We start from the raw sequence: 17,070 nt of genomic DNA on the forward strand, positions 1-17,070 counted from the left end.
TATCCATGTTTAAAGGAAGTGAATCCCGGTGGCGAAAAAAAATAACGGCATGACAGTTGCCGCCATTGGCTCAATCCCATTAATTATGACACTGGGAAATTCGATGCTAATTCCGATATTGCCCCAAATGAAGACCGAGCTGGGGCTATCCCAGCTGCAGGCCAGCTTAACCATAACCGTCTTTTCAATTGCAGCGGCTATTTTTATCCCCATCCTTGGATACCTGTCAGACAGATATTCAAGAAAAATCATCATTTTACCTGCACTGCTCCTATACGGGATTGGCGGGCTTTTGGCGGGCTTTGCTTCTTCCGCTATTAGCAATCCATACTGGCTGATTCTTACTGGCAGGATATTGCAGGGAATTGGTGCAGCAGGAACCGCTCCTATTGCAATGGCATTGACAGGTGATCTCTTTAAGGGCGGGGAGCAAAGCCGGGTGCTAGGGATTGTTGAGGCCTCAAATGGACTTGGAAAAGTGCTGTCACCTATTCTCGGTTCACTGTTCGGCCTTATCACATGGTTTGCGGTATTTTTCGCCTTCCCTGCAATTTGTTCTATTTCGATTTTGCTTACATTGTTTTTTATAAAAGAAAAAAGCCATAAGCAGGCACCACCTCCATTTGGTAAGTACATGCGGGGGCTCGGCAGCGTTTTTAAGTTTGAAGGCCGCTGGCTTTTCACAACCTATTTGGCAGGAGCTACATGTCTTTTCACGCTATTCGGTATCCTTTTTTACTTATCGGATGTTCTTGAACAACAATACAAGATAGACGGAGTAATCAAAGGACTTATTCTTGCTATCCCTTTATTGGTTATGGGGATAACGTCTTACATTACTGGCAGCAAGATAGGCAAAAATACTGCAGCTATGAAAAAGCTTATCGTGTTAGGGTTAACGTTCATGACTGTCTCTTATGCGTTGCTTGTTTTCTTTGAAAAGTTAATTCCTTTTCTAATTGTCCTCGTTCTAAGCAGTGTTGGAACTGGACTAGTGCTGCCATGCTTAAATAGCTTGATCACCGGATCTGTAGGAAAAGAACGGCGGGGTTTTGTCACATCTTTGTATGGTTCTGTCCGGTTTATCGGGGTTGCAATTGGGCCGCCAATCTTTACGCGATTAATGGAATGGTCAAGGACGGGGATGTTTCTTTCCATTGCTTCCTTAACTCTTGTGGTAGCACTGCTATGCTTACTGTTAATCCACGTGAAATCCAATAATGAAGACAAAAAGGATAAGAGCAAGTATTCATTCCGGTACAATTATGTATAGCAGTCACTTTTTTCGAAAGGCTAGAGAATACGCGCTATAGAGGCGGATTTTAAAGACGATATCAACAATCCGTGCTGATATCCACTGGCTTATTAAAGCCTGAATGATGATCTCCCATGCAATAATGGAGGCAGTCAGTATAAAAATGCAGCCATTGATCCAAAATAATGGTTTTCCCGGTAAAATTCCTTTTATATTTGAAATGATCAGGGCAAGAACACCTACTCCACCATTTGATACACCCTGCCTTAATAGCAGGCCTACTCCTGCTCCAAGGAAAAGTGAACCGATGAGTAAATCAATCCAGACATTCCGAAACGGGATGTCTATTGTTTTTTGGGTAACATAAATGGAAGCAGATGTGACCGTAATAGCAAACATTGTCCAAAGTGTACTCTCATTGCCAAGGTATTTAATGGCGAGCACAAGCATTGAAAAGTTTACAGCCCAAAGCGCCAAACCCATATCAAGATGGAGAAAATAATGCAGCAAGACGGCAAGGCCTCCCGCTCCCCCCGATGGAATGCTATGAGGAAACAAGAAAAGGCCCATACCCATCCCCTGGATGACGCCTCCTGCCATAACCAATCCACCTTTCCTTGCAAATCTGCGCATTTTCATTTTGTTTCTCCTCGAATGATTAGATGTTCCATTTTATTCAAGAAGGATGAAAAGTAGTACAGGCCATGGCAAACTCGTAATGGGGTTTGTTCTTTCCATTCAATTTTTCTTTGTCTTTAATAGGTTATTCGAGTTGAAGCTTGCCTTTATTGTTTAGCGGCAAGCAGGAAAAGGAACAGTTTTTATAAAGGATGTCCTCCATATAATTAAGGAGACTTCAGGGCATTTTATAAAAGGATGCTATCCGGAGGTGAATCAGTTGAAAAAAGCGGTTTTTCTCGACCGGGATGGTGTTTTGAATGAGGTTCTCACCAAACGGGTTAAATTTGTAAATACCCCAAAGCAACTATTCATGCTCGAAGGTGCCGCAGATGCGGTTGCTGAACTGACAAAAGCAGGCTACCCAGTATTCATTGTCACAAATCAAGGTGGAATTGGCTTGGGATTTATGACAGAGCACAAGTTACAAAAAGTCCACCAGCGGCTAATTGAGTTAATTAAAGAAAAAGGCGGGATGATTACCGATATTGCATATTGTCCACATAAACCTACTGAAGGGTGCTTATGCCGAAAACCAAAACCAGGAATGCTTGAGCATTTAGCAAAAAAACATCAACTAGATTTGCCTGGGTCTGTCATGGTGGGAGATCACGAACGTGACATTGAATCGGGAAAAGCAGCCGGATGTAAAACAGTATTTATTGGTGAGGGCGAAACAACTGCTGATGAAAGCGCACCCACATTATATTCCGCTATTCAGCCAATCCTGGACCTGCTTAAGAAAGATGCATAATTTATTCTAAAAGCTATGTTAATGAATATTGCATTGTTGATTATTCTCATTGTTGATTGGAGTGGAAGGCGTCAAGACCCGTTAGAAAATGTAATTTTCAAAAGCCGTGATTATTACAACATACTCAGGATGCTTATTCTGGATGAAAACTAGCTAGGAGCGGCAGCTAGACAGGCTCCTAATGTGCTCCTACGCCATAGAGGACTCGAGAAGCTTATCTGCAACTCGTCGCAAAGCTGCATGGCGTTATTCAAATATGTTTCTCTTGAAGCTGTTCATGTAATAGCTTACGGCTTCGGAAAGCGGTACGCCTTGTGACAGTCAAAAAGTGCCTCGAGACAGGCAAAAACGCCTGTCTCTCCGATGATTATTCATGGGAGCTTTCCTTTGTGTCGTCTCTGCGATGATTATTTCATGGGAGCTTTCCTTTGAGAAGCGGAAATCAACAACATTGTTAACTAGCCATATTAAAAGGAGGAAACAATAATGGATCAATCATTACAATACTTGAGGGAAATTATTTCAAATTACACTGAAGGACACGGACAGGGAAAACGGATTTACGATATGCTTGAGAAAAACTTTACTTCTGAAGAGGAATTTGTGCGAAGTTTATCCGATAAAGATATTCAATTTTTAAATTCTATTTTACCGGAAGAAATCAATTATGCCCGGGATGAACAAGATGACTTACGGGCCAACCACTTAAACAATGTCTATGAACAGCTTATATAAATCTCCAATCAACTGAATCGGCATGATTATCATAAGATCGTATAGGAAATATATCCTTACCTATTTCCCAGGCAAGCGCAAGTACTGACAAAAAGCGATGAATGCAAGAGGATCTTTCGCCAGACAAAGACAATCTATTCTGTTTTTCAACAAACATCTTCGATTCCTTTTTATAAGAGGTGTATGTATGGATAAAAACCTAAAGGATTCTATCGAAAAGTGGTCCCACTCTTTTGAACATGCAGATGATTTGGATTCTCTTATTGAAAAAATGGGCGAAGCGAAAATCGTCCTCCTTGGTGAGGCTTCCCACGGCACATCCGAATTTTACACACTTCGTACTGAGATAACAAAAAAACTTATTCAAGAAAAAGGTTTCTCATTTATTGCAGTTGAAGGGGACTGGCCTTCTTGCCAATCGATTAATACCTATATCAAATCCCATCATGATGAGAGAAGTCCTGAAGAAGTATTAAAGGCTTTTCACAGATGGCCAACATGGATGTGGGCCAATAAAGAAATTGTTTCTCTAATAAAATGGCTAAAACAATATAACAACAAAAGCAATAAAGGACCCCAAGCCGGCTTTTATGGCCTTGATGTTTACAGCCTGTGGGAATCCATGGACGAAATTATGAACTACCTAAAAAAAATAAATTCCCCAGAACTATCTGCTGCTTTAAAGGCGTTTTCTTGTTTTGAGCCATTTAACCGAAATAATGAAACATATGCTATCTCCGCAGGCTATCTTTCAGAAGGCTGTTCAGATGAAGTGGTTGACCTGTTATCAAAAATCAGAAAATCAAAGATTGTGGATCCAAACGACCCTGAAGCGGAGCTGAATCTTGAAGTTAATGCACTGGTTACTGCCAACGCTGAACAATATTACCGCTTGATGGTTCTTAGTGATTCCGAATCATGGAATACAAGAGATTTGCATATGGTCGAAGCTTTGAATGCGATACTGAAGTTCTACGGACCAGACGCTAAAGCAATTATTTGGGAGCATAATACCCATGTTGGCGATGCGCGAGCAACTGATATGAAGCAAGCTGGTATGCTGAATGTCGGCCAAATTGTCAGAGAGCAATATAAAAAGAAAGAAATATTTATAACAGGATTTGGCACCCATCGAGGAACTGTCATTGCTGGCAGTTCGTGGGGTGCAGAACATGAAGAAATGGACGTACCTGCCGCCCAAGCGTTCAGCTGGGAAGATGCATTATATCAAGCAGGCTCCTTTAATAAATGGATTTTATTTACTGATGAGAACAGGAATGAGTTCTCACAAAAGATTGGCCACCGAGCAATTGGAGTTGTTTATGATCCTGAATATGAACAATTTGGAAATTACGTCCCTTCAATTATTTCGGAAAGATATGATGCCTTTATTTATGTTGATGAATCATTTGCTTTAAAGCCGCTCGATATATTTAAAGGGCCAGAAATCCTGTAGAACAAAAAAAGAAGCGCATTTCAAAACAAATGCGCTTCACCTATTATTGTTTTTGTACAATCGGATTATCAAAATTATCTTTTACCTTCAGTCCCAGATCTTCAATTACTCCATCAATCCGCGGCTTTGCTTCGTAAAACTTTTTGGTATTGCGAAGTTCAACTTTTTTCCCATCAACGGTGGTAAAAGTGTACCGATCAAGGCTAACTTGCCCTTGAATACTTTTCACATATACTTTTTTGACAGCTTTAAATTCGGTCCATTGGTAATCCTTAACCCCAATTCCCGCAGCTTCGTTCAAATATACCCCTTTTTCATCCGCGTAATAATAGTGATCAATCCCTGCAGCCAGGAATGGAATGCATAACAAAATCCCCACAGCCAAAAGATGTGGCAAGTTTTTATGTTCCCATTTCCAATTGGCAAAAATATAGGCGGCCATTGCTAACGCTGCCAAAAACATTCCGGCCATAAAAATCAAATAAGCCGGTGCTGGGGTTTCAAAAAACCAATAGTCCCTTTTATAAAAGAACAGACTTTGAATGGAAGCGACAATCACAAACGGAGCAAATAAGCTGCTTATAAATAATATAATCGTGTATGCAACCATTTTTACGTTTTTATCTTCGGCTGCACCTGTATTTGCAAACACGGAACTTCCCCCTTTTACCCCTTATTCCTATTTAGCCTGCTCTACAACTTTACGTATTGAAAATAGAGCTGAATCGATATCTTCCTTTTTCACATCATAGTTTGTGACTAGCCTGACGAAGCCGGGTCCAACTGAACCTAAAAGGATTCCCTTTTCCTTCAGCCTTTCTACAAACACCTTTTCATTTAAACCTGTCCCTCTAACATCAGCGACAACAATATTGGTTTCAACTTTATTGGCGATGCCCATTCCGGAAATATTTAAAATTCCATCTGCTAGGATTCTCGCATTTTCGTGATCCTCAGCCAACCGGCCTGTCATTTTGGTTAACGCCACCAGGCCGGGCGCTGCGATGACACCAGCCTGGCGCATTCCGCCGCCCAGGCGTTTTCTCCACTTCCGGGCTTTTCGAATAAAGTCGGTACTGCCGGCAAGCAACGAACCAACCGGTGCACCAAGTCCTTTCGATAAACAGACCTGCACAGTGTCTGAATGGCCTGCAAGTTTGGCAACAGGGACACCTAGCGCTGCGGCAGCGTTAAAGAGCCTTGCCCCATCAATATGAACGGGAACGTGGTATCGTTTTCCAACCGTATGTATCGCTTCCATTTGCTCCATGGAAAGGACTGATCCCCCTGACCGGTTATGCGTGTTCTCAAGGCAAATTAATCCGGTTTCAGGAAAATGTATGTCATCCTCCCTGATTGCCGATTCCACAAGGCCGGGATCCATGGCACCCCGAATTCCTTTGATTGTCCTCGTTTGTACACCCGCAAACGCCGACGCAGTCGCTGCCTCATAGTAAAATATATGGGATTCTTCCTCAAGGATGATCTCCTGGCCAGATCTGCAATGGACAAGGATGGCCAGCTGGTTTCCCTGCGTCCCGCTTGTTACAAATAAAGCTTCTTCCTTGCCAAGCATTTCTGCTGCTGTTTCTTCTAGCTTTTTGACAGTCGGATCTTCTCCATACACATCATCCCCAACCTCAGCCTGATAGGCAGCGAGACGCATTTCCTCTGTAGGTTTTGTAACCGTATCGCTTCTTAAATCTATCACACATCCCACTCCCCTTTATAAAAGTGTTAAATCCTTCCTTTATTCTACTATTCTACCTCACCTGAAGTGGAAATGGGAGAAAAATAAAAAGGAACGGACTTAACTCCCGTTCCTCGTTCAATTAAGATTTCCAAACCGCTCCAAATCCCTATTTTCACCTATAACGACAAGAACATCCCCTTCAAGGATAGTTTCGTCGGGTGCGGGGGATATATTGATTTTCTTTCCATGCTTAATGGCAATAACACTGAGATTGTATCTTGCGCGAAGATCCAGGTCTCTAAGCGTTCTTTGGGTCATCGATGGCGGAATTTTCATTTCCTCGACGCTATAATCATTGGACAACTCGATAAAATTCAACACATTCGGAGAGATCAACATATGGGCGACCCGTTCTCCCATATCCCGCTCCGGGAAAATGACCCAATCGGCACCTACCTTCTCCAGCACCTGGCCGTGAGGTTTGCTGATCGCCTTGGCAATCACCTTTTTTACGCCTTCTTCCTTTAATAAAAGGACCGTAAGAATACTCGCTTGGATATCATTTCCAATGGCAACCACAACGGTATCAAAATTCCTGATTCCCAGTGATTTTAGTGCATCCGGATCGGTTGAATCCGCAATAACGGCATGCGTTAGAACGGCCTGGGCATCCTCAACCCTCTCCGCATTCGTATCAACACCGAGAACCTCCTGCCCTGCTTCAATTAAGCTTTCAGCAAGACCCATCCCAAATCTTCCAAGGCCAATGACTGCATATTGATTAATCAAAACCTTTCACTCCTTTATGTACAGCTAATCACTCGTAGTAATAGTGGATAGAACCATCCGGATAGCTAACTAACGATATACCACCCTTTGCTCCTTGATAATCATAATTCCAGCCTGGTAAAAAGCCAAGTCTAATTTTTCTATGGCTAAATTTCAGATAGATTGATCCACCTCAAAGGAAAATGCTAATTTTCGCCAAAGACAATGGTTTTTTAATAGACAATTTAATATACTTAAATTGTTGTGACCGCCTAAAAAGGAACGAAGGCCTCTCCCAAAGATGAAAAGGGGATTATTATGAAACAAGGAACAAAACAATTATTGCTGCAAACCGCAAGCCTGATTGCGGGTTTTATGGTGTGGGTCATCATATCTTCATTGATGCCATTTATTGTCGTTGATTTACATATCACTTCTGTTCAAACTGCATGGGCTATTGCCATACCTGTTTTTCTCGGTTCAATTTTCCGGGTTCCAGCCGGTTACCTGACAGGCAGGCTGGGTGCACGAATTTTATTTAGTGTAAGCTTTATCATCTTAACTATTCCCATTTTGCTCATACAAAACTCAGAATCAGTTGTTTCACTGCTGGCTGCAGGCATTTTCCTAGGGTTTGGAGGAGCTGTTTTCTCGGTTGGAACTACATCCCTTCCTAAATATTTTCCTAAGTCAAACCATGGATTCATAAATGGAATATATGGAATCGGCACAATTGGAACCGCGCTGACCGCGTTCTTCGCTCCGTTGCTGGCTAATCAAATCGGCTGGAGGGATACAGTTGAAGCGTATCTGTACTTAGCTATTCTTTTTGCATTGGTAAACTTCCTATTCGGTGACAGACAGGAAAAAACAGAAGCAGAGCCATTAAAGGGGCAGTTTTTTGAAGTTTACAAGAACAAAAAGCTCTGGCTGCTTTGCTTCTTTTATTTCATTACCTTTGGAGTGTTTTTGGCTTTTACGATGTATTTGCCCATTTTTATGGTGAAAAACTTTAGCTTACTCGAAATTGATGCCGGATTCAGGACAGCACTGTTTATTTTTACAAGTATTGTTTCCAGGGTAGCAGGCGGCTGGCTGGCTGATAAGCTGAATCCTTTATATATCCTGATGGTCAGTTTTATTGGGTTGTCGAGTGCCGGGATGATCCTTTCTTTTACACCATCTCTGCCTATATTCTCATTCGTCTGCCTGATGGTAGCAATTTGTTCTGGTTTGGGCAACGGAGCCATCTTCAAGCTTGTTCCACTCTACTTTTATAAACATGCAGGAATCGTCAATGGTTTAGTTACTGCGATGGGAGGGCTTGGCGGCTTCTTCCCTCCTATAATTTTAGGGGCCATGTACAGTCTGACTGGTTATTATGCGATTGGATTTATGGCTTTATCAGAACTCGCATTAGCAGCTTTACTGTTTGTTTTATGGATGTTTTATCATGAAAGGCAAAGTATTTTTGATGAAATCTTTGCTCTAAGCCAGGATGGTATAACGGTTACAGATCCTCAAGGAATCATCCAGAATATCAATCCTGCTTTTACGAGAATAACCGGATACACCTTGGAGGAAGTTCGCGGCAAAACGCCCAGTGTTCTTCAGTCCGGTGAACATGATAACGAATTCTACAGAAAAATGTGGGAGAACCTACTTTCGCATGGCCATTGGGAAGGGTATATTTGGAACAGGCGAAAAAACGGAGACATTTATCAGGAATACTTAACGATTCATTCCATTAAAGATGAAACTGGCGAAACGAAAAATTATGTTGCGATGTTTAGGGAGATCAATACATAAGGAAAGGGCTGCACCTATTAGGCTGCAGCCCTCTTTATCCGTCCTCAGGTCAGCGATTTGCCCTGTTTTTAAACATATTAAACAGGAACACAACTACTGCCGCAACTAAAAGCAAATGAATCAAACCGCCGGCTATGTCAAATAGAAGCCCGACAATCCAAAAAAGAACGAGCAGTCCTACAATAGTCCAAAGCATGCTAATCTTCCTTTCTTCCATTTTGATAGTAGTTTACCCATTGCACTAGATTTAAAAACAATATCACTGATTGGCATGGACATGAATAATAAGATTTTGGGGTCGATTATAATGAATCAAAGAAAAAACCGCCATCTCGGCGGTTAAATTTATTCCAGTATCGTTACTTTTACCTTTTTAACTCCCCATTTTAAAGCGGCGTCCCTAGATGGAATGAATACATCGATTTTGTTTCCTTTGATGGCCCCTCCGGTATCTCCGGCTATTGCTTCGCCGTATCCTTCAACAAAGACCTTCGTTCCTAATGGAATAACCGATGGATCAACAGCAATGACTTTTGCACCGGGATTATTCTTAAGGTTAATTCCGGTTGCTGTTATTCCTGAACATCCTTCGCAATAAGCAGTATATGCAGTTGCTGTAACAGCAAGTTCTTTTCCGTTCGTTTTAGCTTCCTGTTTGGCAGCAGGCGCAGCCTTTACTTTTGGCTGGCTTACCTGTTTAGTTGGTGTTGATTGAGTATTGATTTGCGGCTTGCTAACAGGTGTGGATTGATTTGCTGTTGGAGAAACGGCTTTCGCTGGGCCTGTAATCGCAAGCTTCATACCTGGTACAATCAAGTCTCCTTTTAAATCATTCCAATCAACCAGTTGCTGCAGAGTAATAGAATGCTGTTTTGCTATATTCCATAAAGTGTCGCCTTTTTGTACAACATACATAGTTTCCGGATGAATATTAAGCCTCTCTCCTGCATAAATTCGATCCGATGTAAGTCCGTTCCAAGCTATGATATCGTCAACTGAAGCATTATGTACTTTTGCCAGTCCCCATAGAGTATCACCTTTTTGAACAGTAATTTCTTCAGCCTGTACATTGATGCCAATCGTTCCAGAGAGTGCAGCGGCTGCTAGTAAACTTCCAAGCTTCTTCTTCATCTTCATTCCTCCCAAAGTTCTTTTGGCTAACAAAACTAATAGTAGCACGAAAAAATAAAATACAAAGAACAGGGACATGATAATTGCGTAACAAGGATGTCTGGAAGTTTACAATCCGATAACTAATAGTCAGAATACTCTAACAAATTTACTGCTTATTTCTCATAGAAAAAGGATGATCATTCCATTTAAAAGGGTATAAGAAAGAGGATGAAAAAGGAGGTTTTATGGTTTATGAAAAAAGGAATCTCGGCTGTAAGCCTTGGATTTTTTATACTTTTACTTACACCATTGGCAGCTTTAGGCCATGTCAAATGGTTTACGGAGACGAAGCCAGTAAAAGTTCCAATTGAAGAAATTTTATCGCCGTTATTCATTTCAGTTACTATCATTGTCGCTCTCGGACTAGCCGCCCTCCCCCAATTGCTGCCCTGGATTATGAAATGGGAGCCCTTAGCGAGAATTGACAACTATCTTGAAGGTTTTAGAAAGTACTCAAGAAAAATTCTTAAGTATGGTACCGCTATTGCTTTAATCATCCAAGTAACATTCGGAACCATCTTTGCACCTGAAATAACCATTCAATCAACGGCAATTACGATTGCGGCATGGGTGGCGATCGGTTTTCTCCTATTCCCACATCACTATGCAACAAAGGCCGGTGCCCTTATTTTACTGGGTTTGTTTATGTATATTACTCCGGAATATGGCATTTTTCATATGCTTGATTATGGATTTTACCTTGCCATTATATTTGTATTGCTGATTGGCAATACAAAATGGGAGGAATGGGGATTTCCTTTCCTCTATCTGGGCACTGGATTATCCCTCTGTTGGGTAGCAGTCGAAAAGTGGGTCTTTCCGGGTATGACCCTCGACATCATTTCCGGACACAATGTGCCTACTTTTGGTTTTTCACCAGAGGTATTTATTGTTCTAAGTGCCTTCATTGAGTTTGTTGTTGGATATTTGTTAGTTGTAGGTGTTTTGAACAGATTGCTGGCGTTTGTTCTTACACTTATTTTCGTGCTGACAACTACTTTGTTCGGCTGGCTTGAGTTAGTGGGCCATTTTATGATCCATGTAATTTTGGTCATCTTTATAATTGAAGGTGTTTCATTTTATAAACCACCGATTGCAATTCACAAGACCGTGGCCGATAGGGTCATATTCGTTTTCCTGAACTTTATTTTCGTTCTTTCAACGTTTTTGCTTATTTACTATCGATTTGCTTAATTATATAAAAATGCGCACACGCCTTGTAGGATCTCACCTGTCTCGCTGCTCTCACCAAACATTGAAGGCTCCTTAAATAGATGAAGGATGGGAAGATCACTTTTTTTCGGCTGTTCCCGCCTTCATTTAACCTAGTAACCTTCACACGCAGAAAATGCGGTCGAATTGCATTATAATCCGACACAAAAAAGGAGCTGGCATGTAGCCTGCTCCTTCTATTATGTTGTTATTATACCGGGCGAATGGCGACAGCACAGGCTTTAAATTCAGCTGTCCCAGAAATAGGGTCAAATTCATTCAGAGTCAATACATTCGTCGGGGTCTCATGCCAATGGAAACTCATGAACACAAGCCCTGGCACAACCTGCTCGGTTACTTTACACTTAACCGTCAACTCCCCCCGCCTTGAACTAACATATACAAGGTCGCCATTTTCGATGCCAAGTTTCTCGGCATCTGATGGGTGGATATCAACGGTCTCCTCCGTCTGCTTGATTTTAACTCCAGGTGCATAGTAACGCGTTTGGGTATGTGTATTATAGGACTCATACCGTCTGCCTGTTGTCAATGTAAATGGATAGTCCTCATCAGGCAATTCAAGCGGTTCAGTATAATCAACAGGAACAAACGGCGATTTTCGGGTATTCGTTTCTTCCGTGTGGAACCGTTCATGCATAACGAACGTTCCCGGGTGAGACTCATCTGGGCAAGGGTAATGCAAGGAGTACCCTTCATCCAGCCTTCGATAAGAAATACCGCCATACATTTCCCAGGCGAGCTTCCTTACCTCATTCCAAATTTCCTCACTGTTTTCATAGTTCATTGGATAGCCCATTCGTTCAGACAATTCACAAAGGATTTGCCAGTCTTCTTTTGTATTTGGATGGGCCTCAACCGCCGTACGGACACGCTGAATACGTCTATCGGTATTCGTAAATGTTCCATCAACTTCTCCCCATGAACGGGCGGGAAGTACAACATCGGCCATTTGGGCAGTTTCAGTTAAAAAGATATCCTGAACAATTAACAAATCCAACTTTTCGATCAGCTTCCGTGTATGGTTCATATGGACATCGGCCAATAAAGGATTTTCGCCTATTACATAAAGCGCTTTCAGGCCGCCGTCCTCAATTCGATCAAAGGTCCTTGTCTGGGTATCCCCTGGCACCGGATTGATTGCCATGCCCCATTCCTGTTCATAACGAGTCCGGTATTCTTCATTTGCAAGGCTCATCGCACCCGGAAGCTGGTTTGGAAGGCAGCCCATATCCCCTGCTCCCTGAACATTATTCTGGCCGCGCAATGGCATAATGCCAGTGCCCTCTTTGCCGATATTGCCTGTCAACAGAGCAAGATTGGCGATATCAAAAACGTTGTTAACACCGCAATGATGCTCGGTAATCCCTAGCGTATAGGCAATCATCGAACCCTTTGATCCGGCATATTCACGGGCGGTCTCCCGGATATCCTCTGCCGGGACGACAGTAATGCTTGAAGCGTATTCAGGTGTATACAGGCTGACACGTTCCTTAAGGGCTTCAAACTCATCTGTATGCTTTAAAATGAAGCCTGGATCGTATAGCCCTTCATGAATGATGACATGTATAAAAGCATTGATTAAAGCGATATCAGAGCCGACATTCAACTGCAGATGACGGTGAGATTGTTTCACCATATCTATTTTTCTTGGATCTATTACAATCATTTTTAAGCCTGACTTTACAGCCTTCTTTATACGATTCGCAATGATAGGATGAGCCTCTGTCGTATTTGAACCCATTAGCAGAAGCACTTCAGCCTTTTCAAAATCCTCCAGAGTATTGGTAGGAAACCCGCTTCCAAACACTGTTGCCAGACCGGCAACACTAGGGGCGTGTCACGTTCGGTTACAGCCGTCAATATTATTAGACCCTATTACCGTCCTCATGAATTTTTGTGTAATATAATTCGACTCATTCGTCGTCCTGGCACAGGCAAACATGGAAATGGCTTCATGTCCCCATTCGGATTTAATATGGCCCAGTTTATCGGCAATAAACTGCAGCGCTTCATTCCAGGTAACCTCGACAAGCTCTCCTGCCTTGCGCAGGAGCGGGGCTTTCAAACGGTTTGGCGCATGTACATATTCATACGCAAAAGATCCTTTCACACATGTCTGACCCTTATTGACAGGCGCATCTTTATCTCCACGGATTTTTACAATTTTATTGTTTACGACTTCTACTACAAGTCCGCACCCGGTTCCGCAATACCCGCATACTGTTTTGACAAAAGTTGATTCTGACATTTATCTCACCCCTATTAATAAACTTTTACCCTGTATAAATATAATAATCGAATCCTATTTAGGAAGGGACTCATATTTACAGGATGTTTTTGACGTTTTTATGAAACTATCCTTGCTCCAAAGTATGGCAAACAATCTTGCAATATGCAGTGATTCGTGTCACTCGGTGGCCCAATTTCCCCTTATGGGCATTTATAAAGTGAAACTTCAATCAGTGGGGGTTTTCTTCATCCCCCACTGATTGTTAGTTGAACCAATCGGGCTTTTACGGGCAGTTGATCCCCCACCTATCTTCTTAGTCTATTTAGTATCTTGTGGTGGGGGGTCTTACTGCCCGTTAATGCGGGATAAAACAAAAACAGGAAATGGATACTCCGCCCATTCCCTGTTTGTAATGCTATGCTGACTTTGCTGGAAGGAGGATATTGAAAGTTGTGCCTTTATTTGGTTCACTTTCGACAAATACCTTTCCATTGTGACTTTCAATTATTTTAAAGCTGACCATGAGACCCAGGCCGTTTCCATTTTTCTTCGTTGTGTAAAAAGGTTCCCCAAGCTTTTTTAGCTTGTCTTCAGGGATACCGACCCCTGTATCCTGGATCGAAATGTGTACATTCCCCCCAGAAATAATTGTTTTCACATGAAGGTCCCCGCCATTCGGCATTGCCTCAATTCCATTTTTAATGAAATTCAGAAATACTTGCTTCAATCTGTTCTCATCACATTCAATTTGGATGATTTCACTGTTGCAATCGAAATGCAACCGAACATTTTTCTTGCGTGCTTCAAATTCAAGGAGCGAAACAACATTTCGCAAAACCGGAACAACATTCTTCTCTTCAAGTTCAACCGCCTTTGGTTTCGCAAGGACCATAAAGTCTTCAACAATCCCGTTCACCCGGTCAATTTCATCAAGAATAATATTGAGGAATTCCATTCGTTCCGGGTCCTTCTCGTCCAGCTGCAGAAATTCCGCATAGCCTTTCATTGAAGTGAGCGGATTTCGAATTTCATGCGCCACACCTGCTGCCAGCTGGCCAACAGCAGCCAATTTATCCTGGCGGTGCAGCATTTCTTCTGTTTTCTTCCTTTCCGTGATATCATTTCGGATTGCAAGATACTGATATGGTTTTCCTTTTTCATTCAAGAACGGAACAATCGTTGTGTCCACCCAATAATAGGATCCATCTTTGGCCCGGTTTTTGATTTCACCCTTCCAGACATGTCCCTGGCCAATCGTCCGCCATAAATCTTTAAAAAATTGCTTTGAGTGATGGCCTGAGTTGAGGATCCGATGGTCTTGGCCAATCAGCTCTTCCCTGGAATACTTTGATATCTCGCAGAAGTTATCGTTTACACTTACAATCATGCCTTGAGCATTCGTAATCGCCACAATGGACGACTGATCGAGCGCAAATTTAAAATCACTTATTTCTTTTAAAGAATCCTTCAAATTTTCCTCGGCTATTTTCCGATTGGTAATATCGGTTCTTATCGCAACATATTGATAAGGCTTACCTTTATAATTCAGGAAAGGAACAATGGTTGTAGCCACCCAATACAGTGAGCCATCTTTGGCCCGGTTGCAAATTTCCCCTTTCCAAACATCGCCGCGGCCAATGGTCCGCCATAGATTTTTGAAAAATTCCTTATCGTGGGTACCGGAATTCAAAATTCTATGATCCTGACCAATTAATTCTTCCTTTGAGTACTTTGAAATCTCACAAAATTTATCATTGACACTTGTAATAATCCCTTTTGCGTTTGTTATGGCAACAATAGAAGATTGATCAAGCGCAAATGTTATATCACTTACCTCTTTATGCCTTTCAAGCAGTTCCGCTTCAGCTTTTTTCCGTTTCGTAATATTTGAGCGAATGGATACATACTGATACGGCACACCTTTAGAATCAAGGAATGGAACAATAGTTGTATCCACCCAATATATCGAACCATCCTTGGCTCGATTGCATATTTCACCTTGCCATATTTTTCCCGACTGGACAGTTTCCCATAAAATTCTAAAGAACTCTTTGGAATGGTATCCGGAATTCATAAGCCGATGATTCTTTCCTATGATTTCCTCCCTTGTATAGTTGGAAACCTCAAGGAATTTGTCATTCACCTCAATCAGGTTTCCATCCCGATCCGTTATACCGACAATTGCAGCAGCATCCAGAGCGGCCAGGATGTCCTTTAAATGATTATCTGTTGAGGCAAGTTTTTTGCTGATTAATGTACTGGAAATAATAAGTCCGCCAAATATAAGGAATGTGACGAACAAAACAAGATACACGATAAAAGAATCTTCCGGAATCATTTGATTCCCATCAGTTGCCTCCCTGCCAACATTGGAGGCCCTTTTTAACAGGAAATGGCCCTGTGCCACAGCAATCGTTATGATGGCAGCACTGACAGGCTTCAGCCACGGAGTATTCCTGTCAAAGCTTTTAGAGTAAAAAAGCATCCAGAGTGCTAATAAAAACGAAAAAAATATTAAAAGTCCAGAAATAATAAAGATTGGAGGATGAAATTCAATTCGTACATTCATTGAATACATACCGATAATATGAATCGAGTAAACGGCCATTGTAAGGAATAGACTGCCTATTCCAAGCCCTCCAAGCTTTACTTTATTGCCTGTCACAGGAATAAAAGCCATTCCGGTCAATGAAATTCCAATCACGATTGATAACAACGTCAAAGGAATGTGGTAGGTAGCAAAACGGCTTAAATCCTCAGCCAGCAAACCCAAAAAATTCATGATCCAAATACCGATACCCATTGAAAGGGTACCGCCAAGAAATAACAAGCCTTTGTTTTTCTTAGATGAGTGAATCAATGTAAACATATCCAGTGCTGTATAGGAAGCCATCACAGACAAAGCGAAGGCGATGATGAGCAATACGGGACTGAATGAATATGCCATATTTATCATTGTCAAGTATCAACCCCTGAATTTCACTTGAAATTTTTGTGAATATATTACAATTGTAATAGAAAGTTCACAATTAAGAAAGCTATGAAAATAAATAAATAGTGGTTAATCACTGCTTTTTTAGTAAAAACCACTTTATACTATAAATTTGGCGGAAAACTTTTTTAATGAATCATTTCTTATCAAATTCCATTTCCAACTACAAACCTTCCCTCCTTAATAGTTACATACCCGTTTTCCAACATTTGAAGTTTGATTTTCTATTGTAAATCCTCTTTTAAGAAAAAACTCTAAAAATTTTCAAAAAACTATTCACAATTAAAAGAAAAG

General features: G+C 41.6%; 14 protein-coding genes. 6 read left to right on the top strand and 8 right to left on the bottom strand.

The features are described 5' to 3' along the window. The first annotated feature begins 49 nt into the window (after positions 1-49). Positions 50-1,273 carry an MFS transporter gene (locus tag A8F94_RS02470; RefSeq protein ID WP_139070033.1) on the top strand — a complete coding sequence of 408 codons (1,224 nt, stop codon included), beginning with the start codon at positions 50-52 and terminating at the stop codon, positions 1,271-1,273. Positions 1,274-1,276: 3 nt separating this feature from the next. Here A8F94_RS02470 and A8F94_RS02475 read toward each other — a convergent pair whose 3' ends face one another. Beyond that, the gene (locus tag A8F94_RS02475) at positions 1,277-1,894 is read right to left on the bottom strand and encodes a YitT family protein (RefSeq protein WP_368072766.1); all 618 of its coding nucleotides are present in this window, start codon (positions 1,892-1,894) and stop codon (positions 1,277-1,279) included. A gap of 259 nt (positions 1,895-2,153) precedes the next feature. On the opposite strand from A8F94_RS02475, the gene A8F94_RS02480 reads away from it, so the two are divergent. The 3 genes from A8F94_RS02480 to A8F94_RS02490 all read left to right on the top strand — a co-directional run bounded on the left by A8F94_RS02480 (position 2,154) and on the right by A8F94_RS02490 (position 4,878). Then, complete coding sequence (locus A8F94_RS02480) at positions 2,154-2,687, top strand: D-glycero-alpha-D-manno-heptose-1,7-bisphosphate 7-phosphatase (RefSeq protein WP_066195132.1); 534 nt, start codon at positions 2,154-2,156, stop codon at positions 2,685-2,687. A 486-nt stretch (positions 2,688-3,173) separates the two neighbouring features. Then, a complete protein-coding gene (locus A8F94_RS02485) occupies positions 3,174-3,422 on the top strand; it encodes a sigma-G-dependent sporulation-specific acid-soluble spore protein CsgA (protein WP_066195135.1) in 249 nt (82 codons plus the stop codon). A 187-nt stretch (positions 3,423-3,609) separates the two neighbouring features. Continuing rightward, a complete protein-coding gene (locus A8F94_RS02490) occupies positions 3,610-4,878 on the top strand; it encodes an erythromycin esterase family protein (protein WP_066195138.1) in 1,269 nt (422 codons plus the stop codon). A gap of 43 nt (positions 4,879-4,921) precedes the next feature. Here A8F94_RS02490 and A8F94_RS02495 read toward each other — a convergent pair whose 3' ends face one another. The 3 genes from A8F94_RS02495 to A8F94_RS02505 all read right to left on the bottom strand — a co-directional run bounded on the left by A8F94_RS02495 (position 4,922) and on the right by A8F94_RS02505 (position 7,360). Continuing rightward, positions 4,922-5,530: a hypothetical protein gene (locus A8F94_RS02495; protein WP_066195143.1), complete on the bottom strand. Its 609-nt coding sequence runs from the start codon at positions 5,528-5,530 to the stop codon at positions 4,922-4,924. A gap of 27 nt (positions 5,531-5,557) precedes the next feature. Then, positions 5,558-6,589, bottom strand: a complete 1,032-nt coding sequence (gene ltaE / locus A8F94_RS02500; protein WP_066195146.1) for a low-specificity L-threonine aldolase — start codon at positions 6,587-6,589, stop codon at positions 5,558-5,560. A gap of 117 nt (positions 6,590-6,706) precedes the next feature. After that, positions 6,707-7,360, bottom strand: coding sequence for a potassium channel family protein (locus A8F94_RS02505; protein WP_139070011.1), 654 nt, complete (start codon positions 7,358-7,360; stop codon positions 6,707-6,709). Between the two features lie 297 nt (positions 7,361-7,657). On the opposite strand from A8F94_RS02505, the gene A8F94_RS02510 reads away from it, so the two are divergent. Next, positions 7,658-9,148 (top strand): NarK/NasA family nitrate transporter, encoded by a 1,491-nt coding sequence (locus A8F94_RS02510; RefSeq protein WP_066195149.1) that lies wholly within the window; start codon positions 7,658-7,660, stop codon positions 9,146-9,148. A 49-nt stretch (positions 9,149-9,197) separates the two neighbouring features. Here A8F94_RS02510 and A8F94_RS25310 read toward each other — a convergent pair whose 3' ends face one another. Beyond that, a complete protein-coding gene (locus tag A8F94_RS25310) occupies positions 9,198-9,344 on the bottom strand; it encodes a lmo0937 family membrane protein (protein ID WP_139070012.1) in 147 nt (48 codons plus the stop codon). Positions 9,345-9,493: 149 nt separating this feature from the next. Next, the gene (locus tag A8F94_RS02515) at positions 9,494-10,279 is read right to left on the bottom strand and encodes a LysM peptidoglycan-binding and 3D domain-containing protein (RefSeq protein ID WP_066195151.1); all 786 of its coding nucleotides are present in this window, start codon (positions 10,277-10,279) and stop codon (positions 9,494-9,496) included. Between the two features lie 234 nt (positions 10,280-10,513). Here A8F94_RS02515 and A8F94_RS02520 point away from each other — a divergent pair, with 234 nt between their 5' ends. Further along, the gene (locus A8F94_RS02520) at positions 10,514-11,515 is read left to right on the top strand and encodes a DoxX family membrane protein (protein WP_066195153.1); all 1,002 of its coding nucleotides are present in this window, start codon (positions 10,514-10,516) and stop codon (positions 11,513-11,515) included. A 229-nt stretch (positions 11,516-11,744) separates the two neighbouring features. Here the strand turns inward: A8F94_RS02520 and fdhF are convergent, their stop codons facing one another. Both fdhF and A8F94_RS24780 read right to left on the bottom strand, forming a co-directional pair. Continuing rightward, positions 11,745-13,802 (bottom strand): formate dehydrogenase subunit alpha, encoded by a 2,058-nt coding sequence (gene fdhF, locus A8F94_RS02525; protein ID WP_254660771.1) that lies wholly within the window; start codon positions 13,800-13,802, stop codon positions 11,745-11,747. A 397-nt stretch (positions 13,803-14,199) separates the two neighbouring features. Continuing rightward, on the bottom strand, positions 14,200-16,740 hold the full coding sequence (locus tag A8F94_RS24780; protein ID WP_077247581.1) for a PAS domain S-box protein: 2,541 nt from the start codon (positions 16,738-16,740) through the stop codon (positions 14,200-14,202). Positions 16,741-17,070 lie beyond the last annotated feature (330 nt).

It is taken from the genome of Bacillus sp. FJAT-27225, assembly GCF_001685025.1.
GTDB lineage: Bacteria > Bacillota > Bacilli > Bacillales > Cytobacillaceae > Bacillus_D.